Annotated in this window: 27 protein-coding genes and 1 riboswitch; of the genes, 8 read left to right on the forward strand and 19 right to left on the reverse strand. The window is 43.8% G+C overall.

Translation table 11 applies throughout. The features are described 5' to 3' along the window. Positions 1–602: 602 nt before the first annotated feature. Positions 603–803, reverse strand: a complete 201-nt coding sequence (locus ACXAF2_RS14330) for a cold-shock protein (protein ID WP_034762315.1) — start codon at positions 801–803, stop codon at positions 603–605. A 240-nt stretch (positions 804–1,043) separates the two neighbouring features. Here ACXAF2_RS14330 and ACXAF2_RS14335 point away from each other — a divergent pair, with 240 nt between their 5' ends. Beyond that, positions 1,044–1,256, forward strand: coding sequence for a hypothetical protein (locus tag ACXAF2_RS14335; RefSeq protein ID WP_475139617.1), 213 nt, complete (start codon positions 1,044–1,046; stop codon positions 1,254–1,256). Between the two features lie 73 nt (positions 1,257–1,329). Here ACXAF2_RS14335 and ACXAF2_RS14340 read toward each other — a convergent pair whose 3' ends face one another. The 3 genes from ACXAF2_RS14340 to ACXAF2_RS14350 form a co-directional block, all read right to left on the reverse strand. Then, entirely contained in the window at positions 1,330–1,530 is a 201-nt protein-coding gene (locus ACXAF2_RS14340) for a cold-shock protein (protein ID WP_206853758.1), read from the reverse strand. A 226-nt stretch (positions 1,531–1,756) separates the two neighbouring features. After that, on the reverse strand, positions 1,757–1,906 hold the full coding sequence (locus tag ACXAF2_RS14345) for a DUF3934 family protein (RefSeq protein WP_082051258.1): 150 nt from the start codon (positions 1,904–1,906) through the stop codon (positions 1,757–1,759). Between the two features lie 85 nt (positions 1,907–1,991). Beyond that, positions 1,992–2,765 (reverse strand): MerR family transcriptional regulator, encoded by a 774-nt coding sequence (locus ACXAF2_RS14350; protein ID WP_475139619.1) that lies wholly within the window; start codon positions 2,763–2,765, stop codon positions 1,992–1,994. Positions 2,766–2,963: 198 nt separating this feature from the next. Between ACXAF2_RS14350 and rluF the strand changes: the two genes are divergently transcribed. Beyond that, positions 2,964–3,671 (forward strand): 23S rRNA pseudouridine(2604) synthase RluF, encoded by a 708-nt coding sequence (gene rluF / locus ACXAF2_RS14355; protein ID WP_475139620.1) that lies wholly within the window; start codon positions 2,964–2,966, stop codon positions 3,669–3,671. Positions 3,672–3,742: 71 nt separating this feature from the next. Here the strand turns inward: rluF and ACXAF2_RS14360 are convergent, their stop codons facing one another. From ACXAF2_RS14360 to ACXAF2_RS14380, 5 genes are all read right to left on the reverse strand, one after another. Continuing rightward, a complete protein-coding gene (locus ACXAF2_RS14360; RefSeq protein ID WP_475139622.1) occupies positions 3,743–4,234 on the reverse strand; it encodes a response regulator in 492 nt (163 codons plus the stop codon). A gap of 79 nt (positions 4,235–4,313) precedes the next feature. Beyond that, positions 4,314–5,345: a Delta(5) desaturase DesA gene (desA, locus tag ACXAF2_RS14365; RefSeq protein ID WP_475139623.1), complete on the reverse strand. Its 1,032-nt coding sequence runs from the start codon at positions 5,343–5,345 to the stop codon at positions 4,314–4,316. A gap of 344 nt (positions 5,346–5,689) precedes the next feature. Then, positions 5,690–6,523, reverse strand: a complete 834-nt coding sequence (locus ACXAF2_RS14370; protein WP_475139625.1) for an aldo/keto reductase — start codon at positions 6,521–6,523, stop codon at positions 5,690–5,692. 181 nt (positions 6,524–6,704) lie between these two features. Beyond that, positions 6,705–7,691: a TRM11 family SAM-dependent methyltransferase gene (locus ACXAF2_RS14375; RefSeq protein ID WP_475139627.1), complete on the reverse strand. Its 987-nt coding sequence runs from the start codon at positions 7,689–7,691 to the stop codon at positions 6,705–6,707. Positions 7,692–7,751: 60 nt separating this feature from the next. Further along, positions 7,752–8,621, reverse strand: coding sequence for a 5'-methylthioadenosine/S-adenosylhomocysteine nucleosidase (locus tag ACXAF2_RS14380; RefSeq protein ID WP_475139629.1), 870 nt, complete (start codon positions 8,619–8,621; stop codon positions 7,752–7,754). 169 nt (positions 8,622–8,790) lie between these two features. Beyond that, a riboswitch (purine riboswitch) is annotated at positions 8,791–8,894 on the reverse strand. 195 nt (positions 8,895–9,089) lie between these two features. Between ACXAF2_RS14380 and ACXAF2_RS14385 the strand changes: the two genes are divergently transcribed. Beyond that, a complete protein-coding gene (locus tag ACXAF2_RS14385) occupies positions 9,090–9,989 on the forward strand; it encodes a Gfo/Idh/MocA family protein (protein ID WP_475139631.1) in 900 nt (299 codons plus the stop codon). A gap of 99 nt (positions 9,990–10,088) precedes the next feature. Here the strand turns inward: ACXAF2_RS14385 and ACXAF2_RS14390 are convergent, their stop codons facing one another. Continuing rightward, positions 10,089–11,582, reverse strand: coding sequence for an amidase (locus ACXAF2_RS14390; protein WP_475139632.1), 1,494 nt, complete (start codon positions 11,580–11,582; stop codon positions 10,089–10,091). 282 nt (positions 11,583–11,864) lie between these two features. Here ACXAF2_RS14390 and ACXAF2_RS14395 point away from each other — a divergent pair, with 282 nt between their 5' ends. Further along, the gene (locus tag ACXAF2_RS14395; RefSeq protein WP_475139634.1) at positions 11,865–13,217 is read left to right on the forward strand and encodes a glucoamylase family protein; all 1,353 of its coding nucleotides are present in this window, start codon (positions 11,865–11,867) and stop codon (positions 13,215–13,217) included. 140 nt (positions 13,218–13,357) lie between these two features. Then, positions 13,358–14,185, forward strand: a complete 828-nt coding sequence (gene nei / locus ACXAF2_RS14400) for an endonuclease VIII (RefSeq protein ID WP_475139636.1) — start codon at positions 13,358–13,360, stop codon at positions 14,183–14,185. 69 nt (positions 14,186–14,254) lie between these two features. Here nei and ACXAF2_RS14405 read toward each other — a convergent pair whose 3' ends face one another. The 8 genes from ACXAF2_RS14405 to ACXAF2_RS14440 all read right to left on the reverse strand — a co-directional run bounded on the left by ACXAF2_RS14405 (position 14,255) and on the right by ACXAF2_RS14440 (position 22,533). Then, a complete protein-coding gene (locus ACXAF2_RS14405) occupies positions 14,255–16,471 on the reverse strand; it encodes an ABC transporter permease (RefSeq protein WP_475139638.1) in 2,217 nt (738 codons plus the stop codon). Further along, the gene (locus ACXAF2_RS14410; RefSeq protein ID WP_475139640.1) at positions 16,471–17,172 is read right to left on the reverse strand and encodes an ABC transporter ATP-binding protein; all 702 of its coding nucleotides are present in this window, start codon (positions 17,170–17,172) and stop codon (positions 16,471–16,473) included. Before ACXAF2_RS14410 ends, ACXAF2_RS14405 begins: the two co-directional genes overlap by 1 nt. A gap of 2 nt (positions 17,173–17,174) precedes the next feature. After that, the gene (locus ACXAF2_RS14415) at positions 17,175–17,798 is read right to left on the reverse strand and encodes a TetR/AcrR family transcriptional regulator (RefSeq protein WP_475139641.1); all 624 of its coding nucleotides are present in this window, start codon (positions 17,796–17,798) and stop codon (positions 17,175–17,177) included. Positions 17,799–17,938: 140 nt separating this feature from the next. After that, positions 17,939–18,595: a thiamine phosphate synthase gene (thiE, locus tag ACXAF2_RS14420; protein WP_475139643.1), complete on the reverse strand. Its 657-nt coding sequence runs from the start codon at positions 18,593–18,595 to the stop codon at positions 17,939–17,941. Beyond that, a complete protein-coding gene (gene thiD / locus ACXAF2_RS14425; protein WP_475139644.1) occupies positions 18,592–19,404 on the reverse strand; it encodes a bifunctional hydroxymethylpyrimidine kinase/phosphomethylpyrimidine kinase in 813 nt (270 codons plus the stop codon). The genes thiE and thiD overlap by 4 nt, the downstream gene beginning before the upstream one ends. 20 nt (positions 19,405–19,424) lie before the next feature. Continuing rightward, positions 19,425–20,219: a hydroxyethylthiazole kinase gene (gene thiM, locus ACXAF2_RS14430; protein ID WP_475139646.1), complete on the reverse strand. Its 795-nt coding sequence runs from the start codon at positions 20,217–20,219 to the stop codon at positions 19,425–19,427. A 161-nt stretch (positions 20,220–20,380) separates the two neighbouring features. After that, a complete protein-coding gene (locus ACXAF2_RS14435) occupies positions 20,381–20,953 on the reverse strand; it encodes a cysteine hydrolase family protein (RefSeq protein WP_475139647.1) in 573 nt (190 codons plus the stop codon). Positions 20,954–21,084: 131 nt separating this feature from the next. Then, positions 21,085–22,533, reverse strand: coding sequence for a protein adenylyltransferase SelO (locus ACXAF2_RS14440; protein WP_475139648.1), 1,449 nt, complete (start codon positions 22,531–22,533; stop codon positions 21,085–21,087). 273 nt (positions 22,534–22,806) lie between these two features. Here ACXAF2_RS14440 and ACXAF2_RS14445 point away from each other — a divergent pair, with 273 nt between their 5' ends. The 3 genes from ACXAF2_RS14445 to ACXAF2_RS14455 are packed head-to-tail and all read left to right on the forward strand — an operon-like array spanning position 22,807 to position 25,324. Beyond that, complete coding sequence (locus ACXAF2_RS14445) at positions 22,807–23,712, forward strand: ABC transporter permease subunit (RefSeq protein ID WP_475139649.1); 906 nt, start codon at positions 22,807–22,809, stop codon at positions 23,710–23,712. After that, positions 23,709–24,734, forward strand: coding sequence for an ABC transporter permease subunit (locus ACXAF2_RS14450; protein ID WP_475139651.1), 1,026 nt, complete (start codon positions 23,709–23,711; stop codon positions 24,732–24,734). The genes ACXAF2_RS14445 and ACXAF2_RS14450 overlap by 4 nt, the downstream gene beginning before the upstream one ends. After that, positions 24,731–25,324, forward strand: coding sequence for a hypothetical protein (locus tag ACXAF2_RS14455; protein ID WP_475139652.1), 594 nt, complete (start codon positions 24,731–24,733; stop codon positions 25,322–25,324). Before ACXAF2_RS14450 ends, ACXAF2_RS14455 begins: the two co-directional genes overlap by 4 nt. Positions 25,325–25,466: 142 nt before the next feature. On the opposite strand, the gene rlmD is transcribed toward ACXAF2_RS14455, so the two are convergent. Next, on the reverse strand, positions 25,467–26,831 hold the full coding sequence (rlmD, locus tag ACXAF2_RS14460; RefSeq protein ID WP_475140405.1) for a 23S rRNA (uracil(1939)-C(5))-methyltransferase RlmD: 1,365 nt from the start codon (positions 26,829–26,831) through the stop codon (positions 25,467–25,469). Positions 26,832–26,930 lie beyond the last annotated feature (99 nt).

Here is a 26,930-nt window from a genome sequence, read left to right on the forward strand (position 1 = left end):
GGCTTGCCCAGAGGCGACAAGCATAAGGCGAACATGCCGGAAAGGCGCTCTTTGCCTTTTTGGCATGTTTGACTTATGACCTCGAGCCTCTAGCCGCCGGAGCTGGATGTCACCAAAAGCGGAGGCGGATCGTTCAGCCCCGACAAGCATAAGATGAATTGGCCGGGAAGGCGCCCTTTGCCTTCTTGGCCAATTTAGCTTATGACCTCGAGGGGCTAGCCGCCGGAGCTGGATGTCACCAAAAGCGTAGGCGGCTGGACCAGAGGCGACAAGCATAAGGCGAACATGCCGGAAAGGCGCTCTTTGCCTTTTTGGCATGTTTGACTTATGACCTCGAGCCTCTAGCCGCCGGAGCTGGATGTCACCAAAAGCGTAGGCGGCTGGACCAGAGGCGACAAGCATAAGGCGAACATGCCGGAAAGGCGCTCTTTGCCTTTTTGGCATGTTTGACTTATGACCTCGAGCCTCTAGCCGCCGGAGCTAGATGTCACCAAAAGCGGAGGCGGCTCGTTCAGCATGCACCATACAAATAACCCCCACTTCTACCGATGGCAACAATAAAAAAAGGACCCTACTGAGAGAGTCCTTTTTCTTAAAAGCTATTACGCTTTAACAACGTTAGTCGCTTGAAGTCCACGTTGACCTTGCTCAGTGTCAAATGTAACTTTTTGACCTTCGTCTAAAGATTTAAATCCTTCGCCTTGGATAGCTGAGAAATGTACGAATACATCTTCTCCACCTTCGATTTCGATGAAACCGAAACCTTTTTCTGCGTTAAACCATTTTACTGTACCTTCTTGCATGTGTATTTCCTCCTGTGTGGATGTTTCATCCACGATTTATTACTATCGTTGCTCAATTAGATATCAAAGGCGAAAAGTTTAAAACTTATTCTTTCCTTACAGACCGAACAAAAATAATTCCTACTAAGAGTAACAGATATTTTGCTAAAAAGCAAATCCGTTCGGAAATCCCCAAAAACCTTTCTTCTTAGAGGAGTATCCGCCGACATTGTCGAAAGAATAAAAAAAGGAGTTGGAACAATGAATAAAATCGGTTTACTCAACACTCTCAGTAAGGCGAGTCGAGGGAATTTTTTTTCGATTGAACTTCCTGTGCAATCAAGTGAAGAGAGAGAAACCATCACAAGAGCCGCAGCAGAATTAGAAAAAGAAGGCAAGATCAAGATCAGGGAATTTACGGAGAAGGAGGCTTCTGTCTACATTCAAGGACTCATGAAATATGCATCAGCTTAATTGGTGTCAAACGCACGGCACCTTTTCTAAAAAATAAAAAAGGACCCTCGGGGAGGGTCCTTTTTCAAAGCAATTAGATTTTGTTTACGTTAGTCGCTTGAAGTCCACGTTGACCTTGTTCAGTGTCAAATGTAACTTTTTGACCTTCGTCTAAAGATTTAAATCCTTCGCCTTGGATAGCTGAGAAATGTACGAATACATCTTCTCCACCTTCGATTTCGATGAAACCGAAACCTTTTTCTGCGTTAAACCATTTTACTGTACCTTCTTGCATGTGTGTATCCTCCTGTGTGGACTCAAATCCACGATTTATTACTATTATTGCTCAATTAGATATCAAAGGCGAAAAGTTTAAATACTTTCATTCCTTACAGACCGAACAAAAATAATTCTTTCTTAGAATAACAGGAAATCGTAAAAATAGCAAATGCTTTTTATAAATCCTTCAACTTCCTATATAAAAAGTCCACTTCCCCGAAAGAAAATGGACTTACATATTATTACTTATCTTCCTGCTTACTCCCATGCTTCACGCCTTTACTTGTATAAGGCTTGTTACTCTTTTTCTTATTCGCCCCGGCCTGCCAGCGATTCCAGCCTTTCTTTCCAGTGCCTTGGCCTGTTCCGCTCTTTTTCTTTGGTTTACTCATTTTTTCACTCCGTTATGATAAGGTTCGTTCTTTCACGTTCGTCTCCATATCATAACACTTATTGGTGTAGGAGAGTACTTCTTGTTTATTCCACTTCTTTCTTCTGTCCTGTATAGATGTGAATCGCATCCCGCAAAAACTCGGCCACTCCGTCTTGTTCAGTGTCATAATAAGCCTTGAACCGTTCATCATCCACGTACATCTGTGCAAGGCCTGCATGGGCGTCTTTACTGTAATGCCCCCAGTAGAACGAGATCCACTGCTTATGAAGGTCAGCGGCTTTCTGGGCAGCGTCGCTTGCGGGATTACCGGTTTGAAATGCTACCCCTAAGGTTTGTTTAATTTCCTGCTCAAGTGCTGTAACCTTTTCATGGTCTTCCTGAGACATGTTCATGACTCTGGCGTTGGATTCGTCCACTGCCTTGTCGCCGTATTTTCCCCGCACTTCTTTCCCGTACTTTTTCTCATTATCTTCCACCATTTTCTCCTTGAACCCTTCAAACTTTTCTTTATCCGACATGGTGATTCTCCCTTCCTTTACACGTAATGTTTTATCTACATTTGAAATCAATTGATCAAGCTGCTCTCGTCTAGCCAATAGCCTTCCGCGGTGTTCCATCAAAGCATCTGTTGCATCAAAGGCAGGATCATCAAGAATATCCTTGATCTCGTCCAGTCCTACACCCAGTTCTTTGTAAAAGAGGATCTGCTGCAGGCGATCGACTTCCTTCTGCCCGTATATCCGGTATCCTGACGAATTGGTCCTGGCGGGCTTCAGAATCTCAATTTCATCATAGTAGCGCAGGGTCCTCGTGCTCACCCCAGCAATCTCTCCAAGTTTCTTGACGGTATATTCCATGATGTCACCTCCTGACAATTCTTACTTTACAGGTTGACGCTGCGTAAATGTAAAGGGGGAATTTTAAAAAAAGTTCGCTTTTTTATCTTTCATAGGATAGCCCGCCTGCGCGGGATCTATTTAGGGGAATCCCTTGAAAATAAAGTGCCAGTCCGATATTCTTAGATTATTAATTATCAGTTTAAGGTTGTGTTGAGCATGCGTATCAATAAGTATATAAGCGAGGCTGGAAAGGCATCCAGACGCGGTGCAGATAAATTGATTACCGAAGGAAGAGTGACCATCAACGGGAAGACCGCGAAGATTGGCGATCAAGTAAATCCCGGGGATGATGTGAAAGTTAGCGGAGCTCCTGTCCGGGTAGCAAGAAATAATGTGTATATTGCATTAAATAAACCTGTTGGGATTACGAGTACTACTGAAAAGGGTGTCAAGGGGAATATCGTGGATCTCGTCAATCATCCCCTGCGAATTTTCAATATTGGGCGACTGGATAAAGACTCAGATGGCTTGATTCTTCTGACGAACGACGGGGATATCGTCAATGAAATCCTCCGTGCGGAAAATCAGCACGAGAAAGAATATATTGTCACTGTTGACCGCCCGATTTCAGAGGAATTCTTAAAGCAGATGTCAGAGGGCGTTAAGATTCTTGGTACGAAAACTCTGCCTTGTAAAGTGGAGCAGGTGTCAAAATACGTGTTCCAAATCACGTTGACTCAAGGATTGAATCGACAGATCCGCCGTATGTGTGAGGTCCTTGGATATGAGGTCTACAGACTGCAGCGCACACGCATCATGAATATTCAACTGGGGAATCTGCCTGTGGGACAATGGCGCGACCTTTCTAAGAAAGAGAAGACGCGATTGTTTCAGGATTTGGATTATGAACCGAAGGAATGGTAAAACTTTAAAGGGCCTGACCTCCACCGCGTTAATTGTTAACGCAAGTGGGGGTCAGGCCCTTTATCAGGTTTTCACCCTGCTGGTGACTTCATCTTATCCATAATCATTGTAAAATAGTTCTTCACCGGGCCTGGTGGGTGGGGAATGTGGAATGAACCAGACTCCTGAGACTCCTCATCCTCTTCGGTTAACTTCGAAGAATAAACCCGCTTCCCCTCCACTATGCTGTGAATCGAGGAAGTCAGCTCTTCACTTGGACTGTCCTTTAGTAAGTACCCGCCTGCACCGAATTGGTGAGCTCGCTCTAAATATCCCTCTTTCGGAAATGTCGTTAATACAAGCAGATGACATCCCACTGTCTTCACAGCTTCCAGAGGTCCGTCCCTCTCAAGCATTTCAATATCCATGATAAAGAGGTCCGGTAGTAATTCGTGGACAAGGGCGAGTGCTTCTTGCCCATCCTTTGCCTGGCCGACTACTTCCATGTCTTCTTCCAGGTTGAGGATGGAGGACAGGGTTCCTCGTAATAATTCCTGATCCTCTGCAATGACGATTCGAATCATGTAGGTTCACTCCTTTTAAAGGCCTTATCATGTAAAGACTCCCCTTATATGAAGCGATCATAAGGAGAGTCGGTCAGGATTATAATTCAGGTTTGGCTTCAGTTGAAATTCTTGATTTTGACTTATCCAGGGACTTAATGCCTCTAAAACTTACAAACGTTTTGTTTTCTTCATCCCAAAGCTTGAATCGTAATGATTTTAAGCTTGTCAGAAGTGAGATTGTTGGCACTTTCTGTAATGGCTCTGAGTTTTTATGTGCTTCTTCGAGTTTGTAGTTCGGCACTCTTGGACTTAGATGGTGAATATGGTGATAACCGATGTTACCTGTCAGGAACTGCATGATTTTTGGAAGCTTATAGAAGGAGCTTCCTTCAACAGCCGCCAACACATATTGCCATTCTTTGTCCTCTTCAAAATACGAATCTTCAAACGTATGCTGAACGTAGAACAACCAAATACCGATCGATCCTGAAACCATAAAGATAGATCCTTGTACAAGGAGGAATTCCTGCCAGCCCAGTGTTACGCATAGTAGTGAGATAAGGGCCACGATGATCACGTTCACTAAATACGTGTTGTTACGTTCTTTCTTACGTGCATTTTTACGGTTAAATCTATTTTTCAGAAGGAATACATAAATCGGTCCTAACACAAACATAACGAACGGATTGCGATAAAAGCGATACGCTAAACGAATCTTAAGAGGTGCTGCTAAATATTCATCAATCGTCAGTGTCCAGATGTCACCTGTTCCACGCTTATCCAGATTTCCACTTGTCGCGTGATGGACGGCGTGATCATGTCCCCACTGATCGAACGGGAATAGCGTTAACACACCCATAACTGTTCCGACGATTCGGTTTACACGACGGCTTTTAAAGAAAGAGAAATGGGTACAATCATGAAAGATAATGAAGATTCGTGTTAAGAATCCTGCAGCGATCACGATTGGAACGAGTGCCAGCCAGTACGATACCGAAAGGCTTTGATACGCAAGAAACCATAATAGAAAGAATGGCCCCAGTGTGTTGATGATTTGCCATACACTTTCCTTTGTTGTTGACTTTTCATAAGGAGCAACTTCTTTTTTCAACGTTTTTATATTAGTCATGTCATAATTCCCTTCATTTAAGGCGTTGGATTCATTATAGGATAAGCGATATCATCGCGTTAGTAGTAGGTGTCATATGCTGGGTATGACAAATGTCATAAGGGAGAATTTGTCATGATCGCACAATTGCTCAAACCGTTGATATTGCTGGATTCACAATAATTTTTTCACGTTTCCAATTGGTTATATTATTTTTTGTGATTAGAAAAATATTCTTGTTTGGGGGATTTTTTAGAGAGGTTTATAAAAAAAGTTCTTCAATACTCTTGTATCAGCTACAGATTAAATAAAGAGGATGGCCCAAAGTTTTTCTTCAGGTCATCCTCCTTTGTACTATTCACTCATTAAAAATCGAACTCATCAGGATCCGGGCCACTGCGGAAATCTTCATTTAATGCATCTAGTTGATTCATTTGTTCAGAAGTTAATTCAAAATCATATATAGAAATGTTTTCTTGAATTCTGGACTCCGTCATAGACTTTGGAATTGTGAGGACTCCGTGTTGGAGATCCCAGCGCAGTATCACTTGAGCAGGTGATTTACCATGGGCCTGAGCAATCCCTTTAATGATTTCATTGCTTAATAGCTCTGCATTCATAAGCGGAGACCACGCTTCGACTTGAATATTGTGTTTCCTGCAGAAATCTCTTACTTCGGTTTGAATCAGCTTAGGATGGAATTCAATCTGGTTAATAACCGGCGTGATTTCTGCAACCTGTAGTAATTGTTCCAAGTGATGAATTTGGAAGTTACTCACACCGATTGCTTTGATCCGCCCCTCCTTATAAAGGGATTCAAGAGCTTTCCAGGACTCCATATACTTCTCTTTACCTGGCCAGTGAATCAGATAAAGATCCAGATAGTCGAGCCCCATTTTCTTTATGCTTTCTTCATAAGCCGCGATCGTTTCATCGTAGGAAAGGCCGTCATTCCAAACTTTTGAAGTGACAAACAGTTCCTCCCGGGTAACAAGTCCAGCTTCAATCGCTTTATTGATGCCTTTCCCGACACTCTCTTCATTTCCATAAATCGCTGCTGTATCGATACTGCGATACCCCATTTTGATCGCTGTCTGTACTGCCGATGCAAGCTTCGGGCCGTCATCCACACGGAAAACCCCATATCCCAGTTCCGGCATTATTACTTTATTATTTAAAGTGATAGATTGGACGCTCATACCTACACTCTCCTTTTTCATAAAATGAATGGTCCTCACGAGAAGAACCTGGACATAGTATGAACGATGGAAGAGAGCTTGAGAAGTAGGTACTTTTTTGTGGGATAGGTACTTCAAAGTACCTGAGGTTCCCATAAAAAAAGAGCATGGAAAAAACCCTCCACACTCTCTCAATTCTCTATCATTTGCAGACCAGGATCTGCCGGACAAATCTTCCTTTACTCACTTCACAACGATCCACAATCTCGAAGCCGGCTTTTTCAATATTCGCATCCACATCTTCCAAGGTAACAATCACGACCTTCGCTGCAAATCGTCTCGCACTGCGGAGCATTTCAAGCTGCTCGTCATCTGTAATAACTGAACAAAGATTGTAGGGTAGATCGATCACAGCTGCATCATAGTTGTCCGTTACGTCGTTAATATCCTTTAAAGAGACATCCCCTTTGTATCCAAAATGAGCGATATTCTCTTTCACTCCATCGAGGATCAATGGATTGCGGTCACTTCCGACGATATTGATTCCCATGGATAGTGCCTCGACAAGGACCGTCCCTATCCCGCAGCACGGATCGATCATTTTGATTCCTTCAGGATTAGGTGCTGCGATATTCACGACAGCTCTTGCCACACGAGTACTGAGTGCAGTCGAATAGCTGTGCGGCTTTTTCACATGGTGCAGCCAAACCGCTTCATTTCTCACATATTTGCCAAACACCCAGCGATCATTGGTCTTCATCACCCCGAACCAAATGTCCGGATCGACTAACTCCGCTTCACCCTTTAGATGCAATCCTACTTCTTTTTCGATCTTGCGAAGCTGTTTGAAGCCTACTCTATCGGTATCAAGATTTTGAACAAAAACGACCTTGAACCCATCAAGTGCTTCTAACTCTTCTATTTCTTCAAGTAATTCTTCAAACTCATTCCCCTCGCAGATAATCTCGAGTCTCTCTCGAATAAATGGACTTCTGCTGGGGTCTATTTTCACTGAACTTTCCAGAATGCTAGATTCAGAACTTTTTCCGAATAACACTCTTCTTTCCAAGGCGCATAAGGATTCTTCGTTCGGTTCCCAAGAATAATGATAGATATATTTTTTCGTTTCTATTATGATCAACTCCGTGTGATGATAAAAATGTTGTGTTGCATTAGACCATTGTAACATAAAAAAAGACCTGACCCCCGGCATGCCATCGCATTCATGCACCGGGGTCAGGCCCTCAGCTTATTTAGTTTCCATCATGGAAATATACTCTTTCACCACTTCATAGACATACTCCTGGTTCGAAGATGCAGTTTCAGGGTTGTATGCTCCACCATTTGTCTTGTTATTGGACAGTACACGGATTCCCAGGAACGCTACATCATAAGCACCTGCAATCTGTGCTGCTGCAGCCCCTTCCATTTCCTCTACAGAAGTACCGTATTTCTCATGGAACCATTGAATGCGGTCCACTTCATTATTCCACACGTCGGCAGAACCGATGGTACCTTCGACGATCTTTCCATCGGTGTAGGTATCCTTTACTGCTTTGGCAGCTTGGAGTAAGTCCTCGTCTCCATCGTAGTATCGGATTTTCTCAGCATTTGGGTCTTCACCTGCACTGCCTTCAGAAGCCATTAAGTCCATCGGCTTCCAGACGGTTGGATAAATTCCTTCGTTATCAGCTTTGTCAGCTGTTTTCAATGAACCCAGGTTAACGGTTCTTTCTCCTAATACGATATCAAATACATGTAGTTCAGGGTCATGTCCACCTGATGTTCCTTGGTTGATGATAGCGATCGGATCGTATTTCTCAATGGCTACCGCAGTAGCCGCTGCCGTGTTTTCCATCCCTTTACCGGTTTTGGCAACGATGACAGGATAATCATCAAGCGTTCCTATGTAAAAAACAAATGATCCCGATTTTTCTTCTTTCACATTTTCTAATTTCCCTGCAAACTTTTCAGCTTCAATCGGCATTGGACCTTGAATCATAATGGGTCTCTCTGCCTCTTCTTCCTTAGCTGCAGTCTGTGAAGTGGAACTGCATCCAGTAAATAAGGATAATGCGAGTGCGGATAATGATACAAATAAAGCCAGTTTCTTTTTCATCACAATCTCTCCTTTTTCGTTTTTTCTTGATGGTGATATCTCGTTGTTCTGCCCAAAAGAAAAAGATCTAGAACATGTAGAGTGGTTTCTACTTTCCAGACCTTCGAAGTTAAAGTATACGTGAATGATGGGAATGCCCATCACAAAATGGCAACGGCAAAAAACCGTAAAACCGAATACTTCAACTCGTAGTCCAGTTCTTATAATGGGAACCAGGTAGAAACACTCAGACCATATTACCGAGGATATACGAGTAACTATATGTAATTAGTACATGGATAATATAACAAACCTCTCTATGATAATCAACAAAAATACGAATTTTATTATAAGTTTTAATTTTAATGTTCGTGTTTTAGTGGAATCACCCCAACATAATGGGCATCTTGTACAGCCTTAGATTTGATATATAAATTGAGAATAATATAATGAAAGAACGTTAAACAAAAAAACAACGGGGTGAAAAACATGAAAATCGGACTTATCGGATTAGGAGATATCGCCAAGAAAGCCTACCTGCCAGTTCTTACTGAAAAAGAAGGAATCGAACTCGTGCTTTGCACAAGGAATGCCGAAACTCTAAATGCTCTTGCAACTAAATATCGAATCCAGGAAAAGGTTCAGAGTGTTGAAGAACTGATTGCTACCAATATTGACGCAGCATTTGTAAGTACGGCTACCGAAGCCCACTTTGAAATAACGGAAAAACTACTAAAGAATGGGATCAACGTATACATAGATAAGCCGATTTCCTTGAACATTCACGAAACCGAAAGAATCGTCCAGCTCGCAAAAGAGAGTGGAAAAATCGCTATGGTTGGCTTCAACAGACGATTCATACCAAAAGTAAGAGACCTTAAAGAACATGGAAAACCGAGCTTTCTTCTTATGCAAAAAAACAGATATGCTTTACCTGATTTCGCCAGAAGGTTCGTCGTAGAAGATTTTATCCATGTTGTGGATACTCTGCGATTCTTAATGGATACAGAAGTCCAGGATGTAAAGGTTCAGTCTCTAAAAAAAGATGACATGCTCCACCACTTAGTCGTCCAGCTCATCGGCAAGGAGTGCACCTCAGTCGGAATCATGAACCGGGACGGCGGTGTGACGGAAGAAATCATCGAGTACTCGGCAGGCCATCATAAATATGTCGTCAACAGTCTCGTTGAAACGACTCATTATCATAATAAAGAGGTCAGCTTTTCTTCATTTGGAGATTGGGAGCCTACTTTATATAAGCGCGGGTTTTATGATTTAGTGGATCATTTCATAGACTGTGTGGAAAATGGTACAGCCCCTGACCCATCGATTGAGGATTCACTGGTAACCCATGAGATTTGTGAGAGGATTGTCGGGATGATTGAATAGGAGGAAAGTCAGAGGGGGTGGGACAGGGGGACAGGTTAACTGTCCCAGTCATAAAAAGGGAGTTGGGACAAGGAACCTGTCCCCGCGCCCCTCCTCTTTTTAAAACATAGGATTTTTCTCTATTTGCAACCAATAATCAGACTTCTCAATCTCTCCAGCCAATTGCAACAGCAAATCCTCTCTGCCTTTCGCTGCCATCACCTGGACTCCGACCGGCAGTCCTTCAGAAGTTTGATGTATGGGGAGTGACATGGCCGGCTGTCCTGTTAAATTGGCCAACTGTGTAAAAGGGGTACGCATCAGATTCTTCTGTGCTAATTGATCAACGATTCCTATCTTTTTTAACAGTCCCCTGAGTCCCAATTTCCCTATTGAACTGATCAAGAATTTCTCTGAGTGGGTTGGTTCCAATTCTCCTATTTTGGCTGGGGGGAAAGCCGTTGTAGGAGTAAGGTAGAAATCATACGTTTCATGAAATGTTTCCATTTGATAAGTTGCTTTATCCCACTCCCTAATACTCAGGATGAATTCATCTGCAGGGGTGGCCTTTCCAATCAAACCCAGGAGCCAGGTAGAGGGTTCCACATCAGCGTAAGTAGCTTTTCGTCCAAGCACTTCTTCTAATGAAGTTAACAATGCAGCGGTTTCACCAAAATACATGGTTAAAAAACTTCTCGCAATCTTATGTCCTTCCACCGGCACCTCTCTTTCTTCCACATAGTGGCCCATGGACTCTAGTAATTTAGCAGCTTTCGCAACAGCCTTTTCACACTCGGGATGAACTTCAGTACCTATGGGAGAAGCTGTGGAATAGGCAATCCTTAATTTCTTGCCTATCGGAGTTTTCGATGCTTCCATGTAGCTCCCTTCAAACGGGGGGGCATAGAAAGCAGCAGACTTTTCATATGTTGTTAATTCATCCAGCATGGCAGCACTATCCCTGACCGATCGGGTTAAAACATGCTCAACAGAGGCCCCTTGCCAAGTTCTTCCGTAGGTTGGACCAACTGGTGTTCTTCCTCTGGTTGGTTTCAAACCAAATAACCCGCAATAAGCAGCCGGGATTCTGATTGATCCCCCACCATCGTTTGCCCCCGCGATCGGAACAATGCCGGATGCTACCGCAGCAGCTGAACCGCCACTCGAACCTCCAGGCGTATAATCCAAGTTCCAAGGATTTCTTGTCGCACCGTGATGTGAAGGCTCTGTAACAGCCACTAGAGCAAATTCAGGCACATTCGTTTGCCCCAGAATAACCACGCCTGCTTCCCGCAATCTCCTGGTGTACTCTGAATCTGTCTTCGCGCGGTAGGTTCGAAGCGATCTTGAACCTGCTGTCATAGGCTCCCCTTCTATTTCCTGAGTGATATTTTTCAATAGCACCGGTACACCGGCGAATGCTCCAGTAAGCTCTTTGTCTGCAACCTCCCTCGCCTGTTCATACATTTTATGAATCACTGCGTTCAACTTCGGGTTGTGGGCTTCTGTTATTTTAATGGCTTCTTCAACCAATTCTTTAGGATGAACTTCTTTTTTCTTCACTAATTCTGCGAGCCCTAAACCGTCGTAGTTTTTATAATCAAACCCCTGCATCCTGCTCACCCCTATTGACTATGTATTTATGACTTTCTACATAATGGGAAAATATCCTTTTTTTAATAGAAATCAATAACACTGCAGCACCTTAGATTTGGGAACGAGTCTGTATCTAGCGTTTATCTGCCGATGGATACTAGTATAAAAGACTCAAGAAAGAGGTTATATACCTATGTGTTATTTTCAGATAATTGCTACTATTGAGTGATATACGTCTACTGCTCACTCTTGTATACTTTTAATCGAAACGTTTCACCAAATGGAAAGGAAGTGTCAAATGTGAAGAAATATTTTTCGTTGCTGTTAGCTTTATTGCTTATCGTCAGCGCCACGCTCCCTGCAGCGGCTTCTGCAAAGCACTCAAACAAAGGAAAAGAGATCGCTTTATCCAAACAATTGAAAGCGATTTCAAAGAATACCTATCGATACTTCGAGGATTTTACAGATGAAAAAACGGGACTCACGTATGATGCCGTCCGTATGGATAACGGGGAGATCAATGCCCAGAAATTCACCTCTCCTACGAACATTGCCATGTATATGATGAGTACGATTTCAGCTGAGGAAGTCGGCTTGATCTCACGTGAAGAAGCCGTGACTAACATCGGAAAGACGTTGAATTCATTAAAAGATATGGAAAAATGGAACGGGTTATTTTACAACTGGTACTTTACAGAAGATGCAACGCTTATGACGGATTGGGGTCAATTCATCTCAACTGTAGATAATGGATGGCTGTCTGCAGGTCTCATTGTAGTGGGACAAGCGTATCCGGAACTCTATGAAGAGGCCCACGCATTAGTAGAGGACATGGATTATTCCACTCTTTACACACCGGAAGTAGGACAAATGCGAGGCGGATATGATGTAGCAACCGAGAGCTATACTTCTCACCATTACGGTGCCTTTTATACGGAACCCCGCGTGGCAAGCTACATCGCGATCGGAAAAGAGGACGTACCGGAAGAACATTGGTGGAGAATGTTCCGTACCATGCCTGAAAGCTGGGATTGGCAGGCTCAAATTCCTGAAGGATATACAGAAACATATGACGGTGTAGATGTTTTTGAAGGACATTACAGTTACAAGGGCACTAAATATGTACCAAGCTGGGGAGGAAGCATGTTTGAAGCATTGATGCCACAGCTTGTACTGAAGGAGAAAGAACTTGGGAAGAACGCACTCGGCTTGAACAATAAGCGTCATGTAGACATCCAGATTCAATATGCTAAAGAGCAAGGGTATGCTGCCTGGGGCATGTCACCAGCAGCCACACCGGATAATTATTCAGAATTTGCCGCTACACCTCTAGGAATGGACGGTTATAAGTCAGATGGCACTGTCACACCGCATGCAACATTCCTTGCACTTGAATACGCACCGATGGAAGCATTCAAAAATATCAAAGCGTTGAAACGTTTCGATATGTACGGGAAATACGGCTTCCTTGACTCAGTTAATGTGGAAACGGGTGAAGTGACAAACGCCTACCTCGCTTTAGATCAAGGTATGACAATGGTCTCAATTGTCAACTATTTAAAGGATGGAGTCATCAGAGATTACTTCCATCAAGATCAAATCGGGGAATCACCAGAGGATCTGTTGATGAAAGAGACATTTTCGATTAAATAATTGGTGTGACTCATTCTTCAAAAAATCGAAAGCCCAAGTGATGATGCTTGGGCTTTTAATCTTTTTCCAAAGTAGAAACAGTTTGAAAGATTATATCGGAGTAAGACGGGGAACATCTATACTAAAAAGGAGTATAGATCATGCCAGAAGGTCCGGAAATCAGAAGAGCCGCAGATTCCGTTGAACGTGCTCTAAAAAATAAAACCGTCGAAGATATTTATTTTGCCTTCCCTCATTTAGAAGACTACGGGGATTTTCTAAAGGGGGCAAAGGTGTCAAGAGTCGATACGAAAGGAAAAGCCATGCTCATCCGCTTTAACAATGGATATACCATCTACTCCCACAATCAGCTTTACGGGAAGTGGTATATCAGAAACACATATAACTACCCGAAAACAAATCGCCAGCTCCGATTGGCCATACATAATGAGAATAAATCGGCACTTCTCTATAGTGCATCCGATATAGAGGTTCTTCGTGACGAAGAAGTGCCCGGGCACCCATTCGTCTCAAAAGTGGGACCCGATCTTTTAAGCGAAGAGGTATCAGTAGATGAGCTGATGGAACGGATGAAGGACAAACGATTCCGTAACCGCAAATGGTCGATTCTATTGCTGGATCAAGGTTTCGTAGCAGGAATCGGAAATTATTTGAGATCTGAAATCATGTTTGTCGCTGGTATACATCCTTCCTTCAGGCCAGTCGACTGCACAGTTAAGCAATTGAAGAAAGCGGCACATAGCATCAAGGATTTAGTGAGTCAATCGTATAAGACTGGTGGGATCACCAATGATCTCGACCTTGCACAGAAACTGAAAGGCCAAGGAGTGAAGCGTTCCCGCTATCGTCACTGGGTCTTTAACAGGGAAGGAGCCGCTTGCTTCAAGTGTGGAAGTGAAATCGAGAAGACGGTGGCTGCTTCAAGAAGGCTTTACTTTTGTCCTGTTTGTCAGGGAATCGAACGATAACGATAAAAGGGTACGTGGCATTCTTAATGCCTCGTACCCTTTTATCCGTTTAACGTCAAACTACCGTTTCTATTCCGTACTCCGGTTAATCGCTTCCTTCATAGAAATCCCTTTCAACTTCCGATGATTCAGCCATAGGGATACATAATATGATGCGATGATGATGATAAAACTGATGAGGACACTCATCCAATCCAGCTTGACGGGAATCGTCACATTCATCTCAGATGTGATCGAATTCATAAAGGCTGAAATTGATAGGAGTGTCACGGGTATACCTATGACAAATCCAAGGATGATAAACCAAATATTGTAGCCGATCATCATGTTCATGATTGATTTCTCCCGATAACCGATGACTTTCATGAGTGAAATTTTGAATGAATTTTCCTCAATTAATAATGAAATCAGTATATAGATGATGATGACCGCAATGATGGCAGCAACAATGGCAATCGCTCCCACACTATAGTTCAACGGCTTGATCATTTCCTTGAATCCGTCGACCGTGTCTGATGATTCGGTTGTCGACACGAGTTTTTCTTGTGGTATCGTGAGTTCTTTGTTTGAATAAATCTCCGTATAACTCCCTGAAGGATAGTCATTTAATTGGTTGAATTCATCCAGTGGCATATAGATCATACTTCCGAGATACGATTCTGCTATGTGGTCAATGGTGAGGGTAAAGGATTTGTCCGTCCATTCATTTGTCACATGAATGGAGTCTCCTTCTTGAATCCCTAATTTATCTGAGAGGGATTTATTCATGATGACTGAATTGAATGTGAGCTTTTCCCCATTGGAGCCCACTAACCTAATGGCCGTATTATCCGGCTTAAGCCCAGTGATCGTCACGCTCTCCTTATCTGTGATAAATGGCGCCACAGCTCCGATCTGTCCCGATTCGGGCTCGGCGGTCTGGGGAGCTTTAAATAGATAGCTATACTCATAGTCGTACACTTGTTGAAAATTATCGGTCACCAGGTACTCCATAGAGTTCTTCGTGACGAAGCCGAACAACAATAATAACGAGGCAAACATGACACCGATGATCAAGAAGAGGGCTCTTGGAAGGTTTCGCATGATTTCCCGGAGCACGAACTTCCGGCCGAACGGCAGCTTCTTCAGTTTAAATAACCGCTCCATTCTGCTTACTTTCACCTTTCGTTCCCCACCTTTTATTAAACTTACGGGTGGGATCTTCAAGACACGTTGAACCAAATAATAGGTTAACGGGATGAACAGAATAAGTGGTAACAATAAGCTAGTAAACAAATAACCCATATGTGGTTTCACTTCTAATACAGGCAGATTATAATAAGCTGCAAAAGTTGATAGCAATGGATGCAAGCATACCCAGCCAAGGATCGTACCCACGACACTTCCTGATATGGCAAGAATCCCTGCATAGGAGAGATAATGCCGGATAATTTCCCTTTTCCTGTAGCCAAGGGCATACAATGTACCGATTTGAACATATTCTTTTTTCATTAAACGCCACAATAATATGAGAATGATCACCATACTAATGAACAAAATGCCTACCGGAAGAAATTGTCCCATCTTTTTGACACCGGCAATATCCCCTTTGATGAAGGAAATGCGATTATTATCTTTTTTATCTGTCCATTTAATGATCTGATTCGTTTGATTGATTTGCTTCTTCAGTTCTTCCGGGGAGGCATCTGAAAAGCGGACACTATAGTAAATCTGATGGTCTTCCCATTTTTGTAAAACAGATTGTTTTACGACCGCGACACCGAATGCATCAGGATTTTTCAGAAAGCCAGCTTCCTCCTTTAAGGGATAGATATAATCCGGGATCGCCACATATCCTGCAACTCGGAACGTTTCCCCTCCCAGTTCAACCTCGTTTCCAATTGAAATGTCATGTGCGTTGGCAAAACCTTTATCCACTAAGATATCCCGCTCCGAGGACAGGTTTTCACCTTCAACGACAGAATGGAGATTAACATCGTCTGTGGCATCCAACACCCTGAGTGTCGTATCTTTACTGTATGGAATATCCGCTACATACCTCTCCTCAATTTCTGCCCCATTCTGTTTTTCAATCCCATTGATATCTTTCAAAGGCTCTTGTGTAATGAATTGAGCATCTTCAACCTTATTCTCCTTAAAAAACATCTGTAAATGATCAATGAGATTCGCTCCAGCTGCGGTAAACGAGTAAAACACAATGGAGCTGATCACAATCAGAAACCACGCAGAGAAAAACTGCGCCTTTTTTTCCATAATGGTCCTAAAGCGTTTTTTCCGAAGAGGCATCACCACTCAACCCCTTCAGCAGAGGTTTGATGTTCATTGACAAAGTTTGTTTCAATTTTTCCATCCTTAAGTGTGATGACCCGGTCCGCCATGCTTTTAATCGCCTGATTATGTGTAATGATGAGGACTGTCGTGTTAAACTCTTTATTCACCTTCTCTATCAGCTGCAAAATTTCTTTCGATGTACCGGAATCCAAAGCCCCCGTCGGTTCGTCACATAATAATAGTTTCGGAGCTTTCACGACGGCACGGGCAATCGATACACGCTGCTGCTGTCCGCCGCTTAATTCCCGTGGAAAGCGATCCTCCATCCCCGACAATCCTACGGCATCAATCACCTCTGGAATAGACAATGCTTCCCGACTGATATTCGCCGTCAATTCGATATTTTCATAGACCGTTAAATTAGGGATCAGATTATACATTTGAAAAACAAATCCAACGTCTTCCCTTCTATAATCCACGAGATGACGATCATTTAACTTGGTGATATCCTTCTCATTGATCTTAATACTCCCGGAATCAATTCCATCAATTCCGCCTATGGCATTTAACAAGGTGGACTTCCCCGAACCGGAAGGACCGAGAATGACGACGATTTCCCCTTTCTCCACTTGCATGTGAATATCCGTGAGGGCTTGAAAGGTCGTTTGGCCGCTCTGATAGGTTTTATGAACTCCATTGATACTCAAGATGCTCATCTTCATTCCTTCTTTCCCGATTTTATCTTCCCTTCAAATAAAAATCGTATATGCCTCGATAGTTGTTCTTTGTACTCTACGTGACTCATGGATTCGTTATACATGTAAAACATCGTATCCGACATGGCTGCACTATAGATGGCATAGGCCGCTTCCTGTGGGTCAACCTTGACGAGAAAACAACCAGAATGGCTTTCGATCATAAACATGATCCATTTCATCATCTCTTCATCGATGCCGAATAACCCCTGCCTCAGTCGAATACTTTCCTCCACTTCCTCCGTCATCACGTGAAACAGTTCACGCCAAAACGCTTTCGGATAGTGCTGGAATAACTCCGCAAACCCGTGCATGGCTCCAATCACACTCTGTACTAAATCACCTTCATCCTCGTATGGATCATCGAGGGCTCCCTTCATCCCCTCGGCTTCTTCTGAAAAAATGCGGAGCAGCAATGATCCCTTAGAAGGAAAATAATTATAAATGGTCCCGGTTCCTACTCCTGCATCTTTTGCAATTTCAACCATCGAAGCTTGTTGGTATCCCTTCTCAGAAAAAATATGTTTCGCCGCTTCCATTATGTTCTGCTGTGTTTGCCGTTTTTTATCTTCACGTAATCCTGCCATGTTGTTGCTCCTCTCAAAAAAGTGAACAAGTTCATTTATGAATCTATTCATATTTTAATTGGTATTTTTTTGAATGTCAAATAAGGCCTGCCCCAACACGTTCATTGAACTAACGCGTTGGGGCAGGCCTGGTTTCCTATTTATCGGGTGGGACGAACGGCTCTCTTCAATTCTCTCGCCGCTTCGGTGATGTTTTCGGCACCTGAAATAGCTGAGATCACCGATATTCCGTCCGCACCAGCATCAATGACTTCTTTGGCATTCATTGAACTGATGCCTCCAATCCCCACAATCGGGATAGGAATATCGTTTATTCGAAAACTTTTGATGATGTCCAATCCGTGAATTTTGACTGTATCGTCTTTTGAAAGGGTGGGATAGATGGGACCAAGACCTAAGTAATCCGCCCCATCGGCAATCGCCTGCTGCGCTTCCGCAAGTGTATGAGTGGAAACCCCAAGCCATTTATGACCGATTTTTTCCCGTACTATACTTGCCCTTTCATCTTCCTGACCGATATGAACCCCGTCAGCCTCAATGGCTAAAGCCAATTCCACATCGTCATTGATGATAAAAGGGATCCCGGCGACCTTACACACCTTCTGCAGTTTTTCAGCAAGTTTCATCTTTTCCTGTCCTTCTAAGGCACCCAAGCCTTTTTCCCGGAATTGAAAGAGGGTTATCCCTCCTTCAATTGCCTGTTCTAACACACGGACCGGATCTTTCAAGCAGTTTGTACTCCCCATAATAAAATAAAGAGTAAGAAAATCCTCTAATTGTTCTCGTTTATCCATCATTTACATTCACCAAATGTCTTCTTATTGTAAGCCCAATGATTCGTCGGACCATGACCATTTCCAATACCGAGCGGGTTTTCAATGGCTGCCCGGATAAACGCTTTAGCCGTCTTGACCGCTTCCCGGATATCCATTCCTTTAGCCAATTGAGCAGTAATCGCAGCCGAAAAGGTGCATCCTGTACCATGGGTATGAGACGTATCCATTCTTGGAGAAACCATTTCCTCGAATGTGACCCCATCATAAAAGAGGTCGATCACCTGCTCGCCATCGGCATGTCCACCTTTTATGACGACTGATTTGGCACCCATTTCAATCAGCATCTTAGAGGCATCTTTTCGATCGTCCATTGTTTCAATCTTTATCCCGGTGATGACTTCTGCTTCAGGTAAATTGGGAGTAATGACAGCAGAAAGCGGTATTAATTGTTCCTTTAATGCCCGAATGGCTTCATCTTGTAAAAGTTTGGCTCCGCCTTTTGCGATCATGACAGGATCCACCACAAGATTCTCCCATCCATAATGATGGATCCGTTCACTTACCGCCTCAATGACTTCTCCTGAATGCAGCATGCCCGTTTTTGCCGCATGGGGTCCAAGGTCTTGGCCAATCGCATCCAATTGCTGAACGATTCCTTCCATGGAAACCGGATACACGCCTTGAACGCCTAATGTGTTTTGAGCGGTTACGGCAGTGATGACCGACATCCCATAGGAACCAAGCTCCTGAAAAGTTTTTATATCGGCTTGAATGCCGGCTCCTCCTCCACTATCTGAACCTGCTATCGTCAATGCCTTATAGATCGTCATGATAGTAGCACCCCTCCCCTTTAGATTTTCTCTACTTTTGCAAGTGCAGCATCTTCTTCACGAATGGAGGAAAGTTGATCGATGAATTCAATTTGAAAACTTCCCGGACCCGTTTCAGAAGTGACACGTGCTGCATTTTCTGCAGCTATTCCATAAATGGCGACTGCCGTTACAGAAGCTTTTAATAAATCTTTCTCAATAGCTGCAAACGCACCGATAACCGAAGATAATAAACAGCCCGTCCCGGTGACCTTCGTTAAGATCGGATGACCATTCGCTACTGAATAAGTCCCTTGCAGGTTTGAGATGATATCTGTTTTCCCGGTTATGACAACAGTACAATCCAATTGCGCCGCCACCTTCTGGGCTAATTCCACCGTGTCTCCCCCATCTGAACCGGCGTCTACACCTTTAATGGACCATTGTTCTCCTGCAACATGAGCCACTTCGGCTGCATTCCCTCTTAAGATGGAGACATTCACTTCATGTAGGATTTTCCTTGCCATCTCGGTGCGGAATAAAGTGGCCCCTGCTCCAACCGGATCCAAAATAACAGGTACCCCTTTTTCATTTGCCGCTTTTCCAGCGATGATCATGCTATCGATGATGTCTGTCGATAAGGTTCCAATGTTGAGGACAAGGGCCCCTGCCAACTTCGCCATATCCCCTACTTCTTCTTTCGCATAGGCCATCACCGGAGATGCCCCGATAGCCAGTAAACCATTGGCCGTAAAATTCGTGACTACTACGTTCGTTATATTATGTACTAATGGATTTTCTTCTCGTACTTTCTGAACTAAATCATACATTCTCATTGTTCCTCCTTTGTCATTATGAAAGAAAGACGGGACCTGCCCCTGATATGCTACTACTATAGCATATCAGGGGTGAATCCAAATGAGAAAACACTTCAATTCGGGAACAAAAAAAGCCCATTCCATCTGCTTTCTGCCAGACAAAATGAGCTTTTCCTATTCTACATTCCGTATTTCTCCCGATAAAAATCATGCTTTGGCTGAAACAGCTCTTCATCAGATTGTCTGACGTCGGAGAAATGATCTACATTATAATGACCGTCCAAAGCCTTGTTGTGATGCTTGATGATTTGTTCAGCCTTTAACACGGGTGAATCCTTCGTCGAGTGACCATCTGCTACCAGGGTAACGTCCAATCCATTAACCGTTGCATACCGAACAGCGGTGTCAATACAATATTCCGTTTGGCATCCCATAATTACGACATGTTCAACCTTATTGTCTTTTAAAAAGCTTAGTAATGGCGTACCATAAAACGAATTGGTTGCTAATTTATCATACACAGCGGCATTGTCCGGAACATGGATCTCCCTATGAACCTGGAATCCGTCACCTTCCCCGCCTCCGACATCCTTATCCCGTATAAAGACGAGATGTGCGCCCGCTTCGGTTGCCTTTTGGATGACCCGATTAATGTTTTCAATCAGTGTATCTTTTTGAAAAACAGCTTGTTCTCCTTCATTTCCTTCGATTAATTCCTGCTGGGCATCAATCACGAGCAATGCTTGGTTCAATAGAAAAACTCCTTTATCTCCATTTTCTCCTCATCTATCATTGAATAGTTTCGACTTATCAGTGCGAAAGTCCTCTTACACTCATAAAAAAACAGGAAACCTTTATAGGCTTCCTGTTACAGGTTCATTCTTCATGTTCCGCAATACGTTCGATAAGGACGAGCAGATGGATCCGGGAGTTTCGTGTACTCGCACTGTTCTGTCGATAACTGGTAAGGATTTTTAAGAACCTCAAGCAAACGCTCCATAACCTTGTAATCATTGCTTTCCACTGTAGCTTCCAACGCTTCCTCCACACGGTGATTTCTGGGAATCACAGCTGGATTGTGCTTTCGCATTAACTGATGAGTTGATTCTTTCGGTTCTTCCTGCCTGCTAAGTCTTTCTTCCCAGCGTTCTTTCCATTGAACAAATTCCGGATTTTTAAACAGATCGATTTCTTCTTCATTTGTTAATGAACGGAATGTATTTGTATAGTCCGCACGATTCTCTTCCATTAATCCGAGAAGGTCTTTTGCAAGGGATTCGTCCCCTTCTTCCTCGTTGAAAATACCGAGTTTCCCTCTCATTCCTTCGAGCCAGTGAGCTTCATACAGCTTAGGAAATTCCATTACAGCAGCCTGTGCAAGTTTCAGTGATTCTTCTTGTTCGTCATGAAGAATCGGCAACAGGCTTTCAGCAAATCGGGCAAGGTTCCAACCGGCAATTTGAGGCTGATTTCCATAGGCATAACGCCCTCCGGTATCAATGGAGCTGAATACCGTTGCGGGGTCATACACATCCATAAAAGCGCATGGTCCATAATCAATGGTTTCTCCGCTGATCGTCATGTTATCTGTGTTCATCACGCCATGAATGAACCCGACCATTTGCCAATTGGCAATGAGTGCAGCCTGGCGCTTGATTACTTCTTCTAGAAGGTAAAGATAATGGTTCGGTTCATTCATACCTTCCGGATAGTGACGCTCCACCGCATAATCAGCCAGTGCGCGGAGATCTTCTATCGTTCCGAATTTGGAAGCAAACTGAAAAGTACCGACGCGAAGATGACTTTCCGCCACTCGGGTCAGGATCGCACCCTGCTGTTCTGTTTCCCGGTAAATCGTCTCACCCGTAGTCACTACAGCCAAGCTTCGGGTAGTCGGAATCCCAAGTCCATACATGGCTTCACTGATGATATGCTCCCTGAGCATTGGTCCAAGTCCTGCGCGACCGTCCCCGCCCCGGGAATAAGGGGTTCTCCCTCCACCTTTGAGCTGGATATCAAAACGCTCACCTGATGGGGTGATCTGTTCACCGATCAGGACCGCACGACCGTCTCCCAGCATATTAAAATAGCCAAACTGATGCCCGGCATAGCTTTGAGCAAGGGGTTCAGCACCTTCCGGGATTCGGTTCCCGGCAAAGACCTCTACCTCTTCTCCAAGTTTTTCCGCATCCAGCCCCAGCGACTCAGCCACTCGTTCATTCAGTACGATCAGCTTTGGTGCTTGAACAGGAGTCGGATCCTGTCTAGTAAAAAAAGAACTTGGAAGTGTGGTATAGCTGTTCTCGAGATTCCAACCTGCTTGATTTCCCATTATCGCCATCTCCTTCTTTTCATTAATAAAACAAAAAACCATAGACTGTCTATGATTTTTTTGAAGTTCCCTTTTATGTCCCCCTCATTATAACGTTCTTCTCGGCTAATGTCCTAAATGGTACCTGCTTATGTATTACTACTGATAGGGTTTTCATCGGCATGAATTCCTATTCAAAGAATAACATCCAGCAAATTAACATTATTGTAAAAATTAAAATTATTTTGAAATTTTTGTAATATAAAGATATAATGTTTCTAAAAGACTTTGGGGGTGTTTTTACTGAGAAAGTTCAATGTCATCGGTCTTCCCATTCAATTCTTGCTCACCTGTATCGGATTATTCCTTTTCAGCGGGGCCGGTTCTCTGCTTGCGTATGATACGGAATTGGTCATCATGCTGGGAAAATATCTTCAAACTTTGCAGGAGATGGGACGTGAAATGCTCCAACCAGGCTCCATCATCATCAAAATCGGGGATCCAATGGACTACAAAAGCTACCCGATTTATCCGTTGTTTTTTCAGCTATTCGGCTATTCGTTCTCGCTCTTGCTCCTGGCCTTTTTTCTTGCTGCCGTCACGTCTTCCCTTGTTAGCTACTTGTTTATGTTTCTGCCAAAGAAAATATATCAGATCTGCTTCCGTTTGCTGGATTCACTTGATTCCCTTCCGGATGTCCTGATTATCGTATTTATCCAACTTTTCATTGTCTGGTTTTTCAAAAAGACGGATATTTTGCTGTTTGACATCTACACCCTTGGGGATGAAAAAATCTATCTGCTCCCGATCATTTGTCTTGCGATCATGCCGATTGCTTTTTTAACGAAGCATTTTTTGTTCCAGCTTCGGGAAGAAGAGGAAAAACCATATGTCGAATACTCCTATTCGAAGGGTTTCTCAAAAGCGTATACAGTATGGGTTCACTTGTTCCGAAATGTGTGGATTCATTTTTATTACCACATCAAACCGATATTTCTGCTTATGCTTTCAAACCTGTTGATCATTGAAATTCTTTTTAATATCAACGGATTTATGAATGTGCTCCTTGATGTTTCCAGAAATACGCCAAGTGCCTTTTTCATCGGGATGCTGATGATTTACATACCATTCTTCATCGTGTTCACATTAGGGTCTATTTCACTTAAAAAATGGCTGTCCGGAGAGGAGGTCAGTTCATGAGGATTCTGAAATCATTCCGGTTCTGGCTGCCCGTTGGTTTTCTCCTTGTCATGCTTTCAGCGAGCTTCGTCATACCGGCCATATATCCAGAGCTACTCGAACCTGGGCCGCCGTATTTAAAGGATGATTCTGGAAGGGTAATCGCGGATCCTCCATATACAATGGAGGAAATGCCCCCTTTGGGCAGTGATAAACTTGGACGGAATTTATTTTATTTACTCCTTGCCGGTGCGAAATATACGCTGCTATCGGCAATAGTCATTGCATTGCTTCGGATGGTCGGCGGGTTCGCGTTCGGTATTGTGTATGCTTTTCTTCCTGATTGGGCGAGACAGATGATCAGGGGAGTCGGGGATACGTTCAACTTCATCCCACTTGCGATCATTGCCTTTGTTCTTCTTACCCCTCTCCAGCTTGCCTTCGAGGCAGGGGCGATGTATTCATTTCGATTTCTGATGATCGAAATAGTGGTGATCGCCATCATTGTGATCCCCTCACTTGGGATGTATATCGGGGAAGAAATGAAGGAGTATCTAAAAAATGATTTCGTTACTGTATCCAAACAAATCGGGGCAAGCAGATTCTATATCATCAAGCGACATTTACGTCCACAGTTCAGCCGGCATGCCCTTGTCATGTTCTCCGAGCAAATCTCCCAGACCCTGTACCTTCTCATTCAACTTGGGGTTCTCCATATTTGTTTGGGAGGTCTGAAAACAGAGGAGTTCGGGATCATGGAGCACATACCTGAATATTTTTCCTATACAAATGAATGGGCGGCCACGATGAGTATCAATATTCAAATGGTCTTTCTGCATACATGGCTGGTGCTGACACCACTTGCTTTTTTTGCCGTTTCGATTTTTTGCATCAATGAGATAAGCAGGTTTTTAAAAGAGATTCTTCTTGAGGATACGCTTCCTGTCGGGAAAAGCGAGACCCCTTCCAATAAGACGGTAGCCTCATCACGACCGGAAGATCCATTTACGTTCAAAAACCGCTCAAAGGAGGAATTCCATTGAGGAATTGGCTGAGGTACATGCTGGCTGTCAGTCTGATTGTCCTGACCGGATGCCGGGTTGAAATGGCCACGGAACTTCCTCAAAAGCAGGCCGCGCCGTCCGGAGTCAGGATCGATATAACCGGAACGGTCCTGTTGCAAGGAAAAGAGCTTATTGTAGAAGGCCAATCCAACCTTCCTGAGGATAGCATCATGTTTGCCGGGCTCAAGGATTACGGTGAGTTCGAATCCTACGCAAGGGTCATCAACTGGCAGGGAGATGAAAGTGAGGAATTCGTCACGGAAAGTACCGGGGTGGTGGACGAAAAAGGGAATTTCCAGATCAAGGTGGAACGGGTCAATCCGGAATCGCGCTACAAGCTGGAGGTCATCTTTAACCCTGCCATCCAAAAATCCAAGGTTCAGGAAATCTATGGGTTCCGGGGGGAGGACATCGCCCCGAACATCGGCTACTTCGATTTCGAGTACAACGAAAACACCATCTCCGGGATGATCAAAGTCGCCCCGATCGTGAGCATCTCTGACCCAAACGGAGATGAAGCTAAATGGAACCTGACAAACATTCCGAAAAAATCCAGGGCTGTGAAATGAGGGACGGACCTCTATTCTGCAATGAATTTTGCGTTGGGAGGCAAATGAGAGGTCCGTCCCTCTTATTCCTAAACAAAAAAACACCTGACCCTCATAGGGTCGGGTATTTTCTTTCATGCGGACAAGAATCTCTACATGCCGCTTATGAATTCAGTGTCAGTGTCGCGACACATTCCACATGCACCGTTTGAGGGAAAAGATCAACAGGTTGAACAGCATCCAGAGTGTATCCGAATGGTTCCAGCTCCTTGATATCCGTTGCGAATGTATCCGGATTGCATGATACGTACACAATACGTTCAGGTTTGGCACGTCCGATTCGTCTCATGACCTTTCCTCCAGCACCAGAGCGTGGAGGGTCTAACATCAATAGCTGCGGATGACCGAAGCTCTCCAGCATTTGGTCAATTCCTTTTCGAGCATCCTTAGCGAGGAATGTCGTGTTTGAGATGCCGTTATCTTCAGCATTTCGTTTCGCTGACTCTATAGAACTTTCGACGATTTCAATGCCTGCAAGTTCACCGACTCTGCTTGCAAATGGAAGAGAAAATGTCCCTACTCCACAGAAAAGGTCGATCATCTTCTCTGTTTTCTTCGGTTGTCCCATTTCAATTGCCAAGTCTACGAGCTTCTGAGCTTGTGTCGGATTCGTCTGGAAAAACGTATCAAACCAAAGACGGAAACGGTATCCATCCATTTCATCATAAATAAAGTCACGACCAGCTAATAGATGAATTTCTTCTGCTTGCGTCCGATCGGCCCATGCCGTATTTTCAAGCCATAATAAACTTTTGACTTGAGGGAATTTTTCACCTACGCGGGCAACTAAGTCGTCCACTGCCTCCTGATGATTTTCAGGCGCCTCAGTCGCGAACAGACCAAGCATCAGTTCACCCGTTACAAACGATTGACGGACCATTAGATGACGAAGTAACCCTTCGTGCTCGTCTTTGTTATACCCTTTTAATCCATGGTCCTTCACCCATTCGGCGACTTCCATCGTCGCTTCCACCATTTCTTCACTTGCGATCAAGCAGGTTTCGAGTGAAATGACCTTACGGAAATTCCCTTGCTCATGCAGTCCAAGGGCACCTTCAGGAGAAAACGTAAATTCCATTTTATTGCGGTAACGCCACGGATTATCCATCCCCATCGTATCCCTTACCAGGTCAGGATTAAAGCCTTGTTCTTCCAGGGCATGCTTCACATGATCCGTCTTCTGCTTTAACTGACCATCATAATCCCAATGCTGCCACACACATCCACCGCAGCGTTCAAAGTGCGGACAAGGTGCAGGGATTCTCTCAGAGTGGGCCTCTAGGATTTCATCCGGCATTGCCTTTCGTCTACGGCGATCAGGCTGATCCACCGTCACCTCCACCTTTTCCCCAGGCAGGGTCTGAGGAATCGTCAACCTTAGCTTCTTTGGATTGCCGAGCTCATTCTCCCGCCAGACCACAGCCTGCCCTGAACCCTTTTGATCTAAATCTTCTATTGTAACAACCATTGTTTCTGGTTTGATATTCGTCAATTTCTGGTCCTCCTTGAAAACGTGTGTCTAACTTTATACTTTATTAAAAAAGGAGGATGAATGCAACAGGGACCT

Source organism: Rossellomorea sp. ABR4_004 (assembly GCF_056159585.1).

Bases quoted from the DNA above. Each gene is read 5' to 3' on its own strand.
- ACXAF2_RS14450 (WP_475139651.1), top strand. From the start codon at position 23,709: ATGAGGATTCTGAAATCATTCCGGTTCTGGCTGCCCGTTGGTTTTCTC.
- ACXAF2_RS14350 (WP_475139619.1), bottom strand. From the start codon at position 2,765: ATGGAATATACCGTCAAGAAACTTGGAGAGATTGCTGGGGTGAGCACG.
- thiD (WP_475139644.1), bottom strand. From the start codon at position 19,404: ATGACGATCTATAAGGCATTGACGATAGCAGGTTCAGATAGTGGAGGA.
- ACXAF2_RS14370 (WP_475139625.1), bottom strand. From the start codon at position 6,523: ATGAGCGTCCAATCTATCACTTTAAATAATAAAGTAATAATGCCGGAA.
- ACXAF2_RS14330 (WP_034762315.1), bottom strand. From the start codon at position 803: ATGCAAGAAGGTACAGTAAAATGGTTTAACGCAGAAAAAGGTTTCGGT.
- ACXAF2_RS14440 (WP_475139648.1), bottom strand. From the start codon at position 22,533: ATGGGAAATCAAGCAGGTTGGAATCTCGAGAACAGCTATACCACACTT.
- ACXAF2_RS14335 (WP_475139617.1), top strand. From the start codon at position 1,044: ATGAATAAAATCGGTTTACTCAACACTCTCAGTAAGGCGAGTCGAGGG.
- desA (WP_475139623.1), bottom strand. From the start codon at position 5,345: ATGACTAATATAAAAACGTTGAAAAAAGAAGTTGCTCCTTATGAAAAG.
- ACXAF2_RS14345 (WP_082051258.1), bottom strand. From the start codon at position 1,906: ATGAGTAAACCAAAGAAAAAGAGCGGAACAGGCCAAGGCACTGGAAAG.
- ACXAF2_RS14415 (WP_475139641.1), bottom strand. From the start codon at position 17,798: ATGGCAGGATTACGTGAAGATAAAAAACGGCAAACACAGCAGAACATA.
- ACXAF2_RS14410 (WP_475139640.1), bottom strand. From the start codon at position 17,172: ATGAGCATCTTGAGTATCAATGGAGTTCATAAAACCTATCAGAGCGGC.
- nei (WP_475139636.1), top strand. From the start codon at position 13,358: ATGCCAGAAGGTCCGGAAATCAGAAGAGCCGCAGATTCCGTTGAACGT.
- rluF (WP_475139620.1), top strand. From the start codon at position 2,964: ATGCGTATCAATAAGTATATAAGCGAGGCTGGAAAGGCATCCAGACGC.
- ACXAF2_RS14340 (WP_206853758.1), bottom strand. From the start codon at position 1,530: ATGCAAGAAGGTACAGTAAAATGGTTTAACGCAGAAAAAGGTTTCGGT.
- ACXAF2_RS14385 (WP_475139631.1), top strand. From the start codon at position 9,090: ATGAAAATCGGACTTATCGGATTAGGAGATATCGCCAAGAAAGCCTAC.
- ACXAF2_RS14405 (WP_475139638.1), bottom strand. From the start codon at position 16,471: ATGCCTCTTCGGAAAAAACGCTTTAGGACCATTATGGAAAAAAAGGCG.
- ACXAF2_RS14380 (WP_475139629.1), bottom strand. From the start codon at position 8,621: ATGAAAAAGAAACTGGCTTTATTTGTATCATTATCCGCACTCGCATTA.
- ACXAF2_RS14390 (WP_475139632.1), bottom strand. From the start codon at position 11,582: ATGCAGGGGTTTGATTATAAAAACTACGACGGTTTAGGGCTCGCAGAA.
- ACXAF2_RS14360 (WP_475139622.1), bottom strand. From the start codon at position 4,234: ATGATTCGAATCGTCATTGCAGAGGATCAGGAATTATTACGAGGAACC.
- thiM (WP_475139646.1), bottom strand. From the start codon at position 20,219: ATGAGAATGTATGATTTAGTTCAGAAAGTACGAGAAGAAAATCCATTA.
- thiE (WP_475139643.1), bottom strand. From the start codon at position 18,595: ATGATGGATAAACGAGAACAATTAGAGGATTTTCTTACTCTTTATTTT.
- rlmD (WP_475140405.1), bottom strand. From the start codon at position 26,831: ATGGTTGTTACAATAGAAGATTTAGATCAAAAGGGTTCAGGGCAGGCT.
- ACXAF2_RS14375 (WP_475139627.1), bottom strand. From the start codon at position 7,691: ATGTTACAATGGTCTAATGCAACACAACATTTTTATCATCACACGGAG.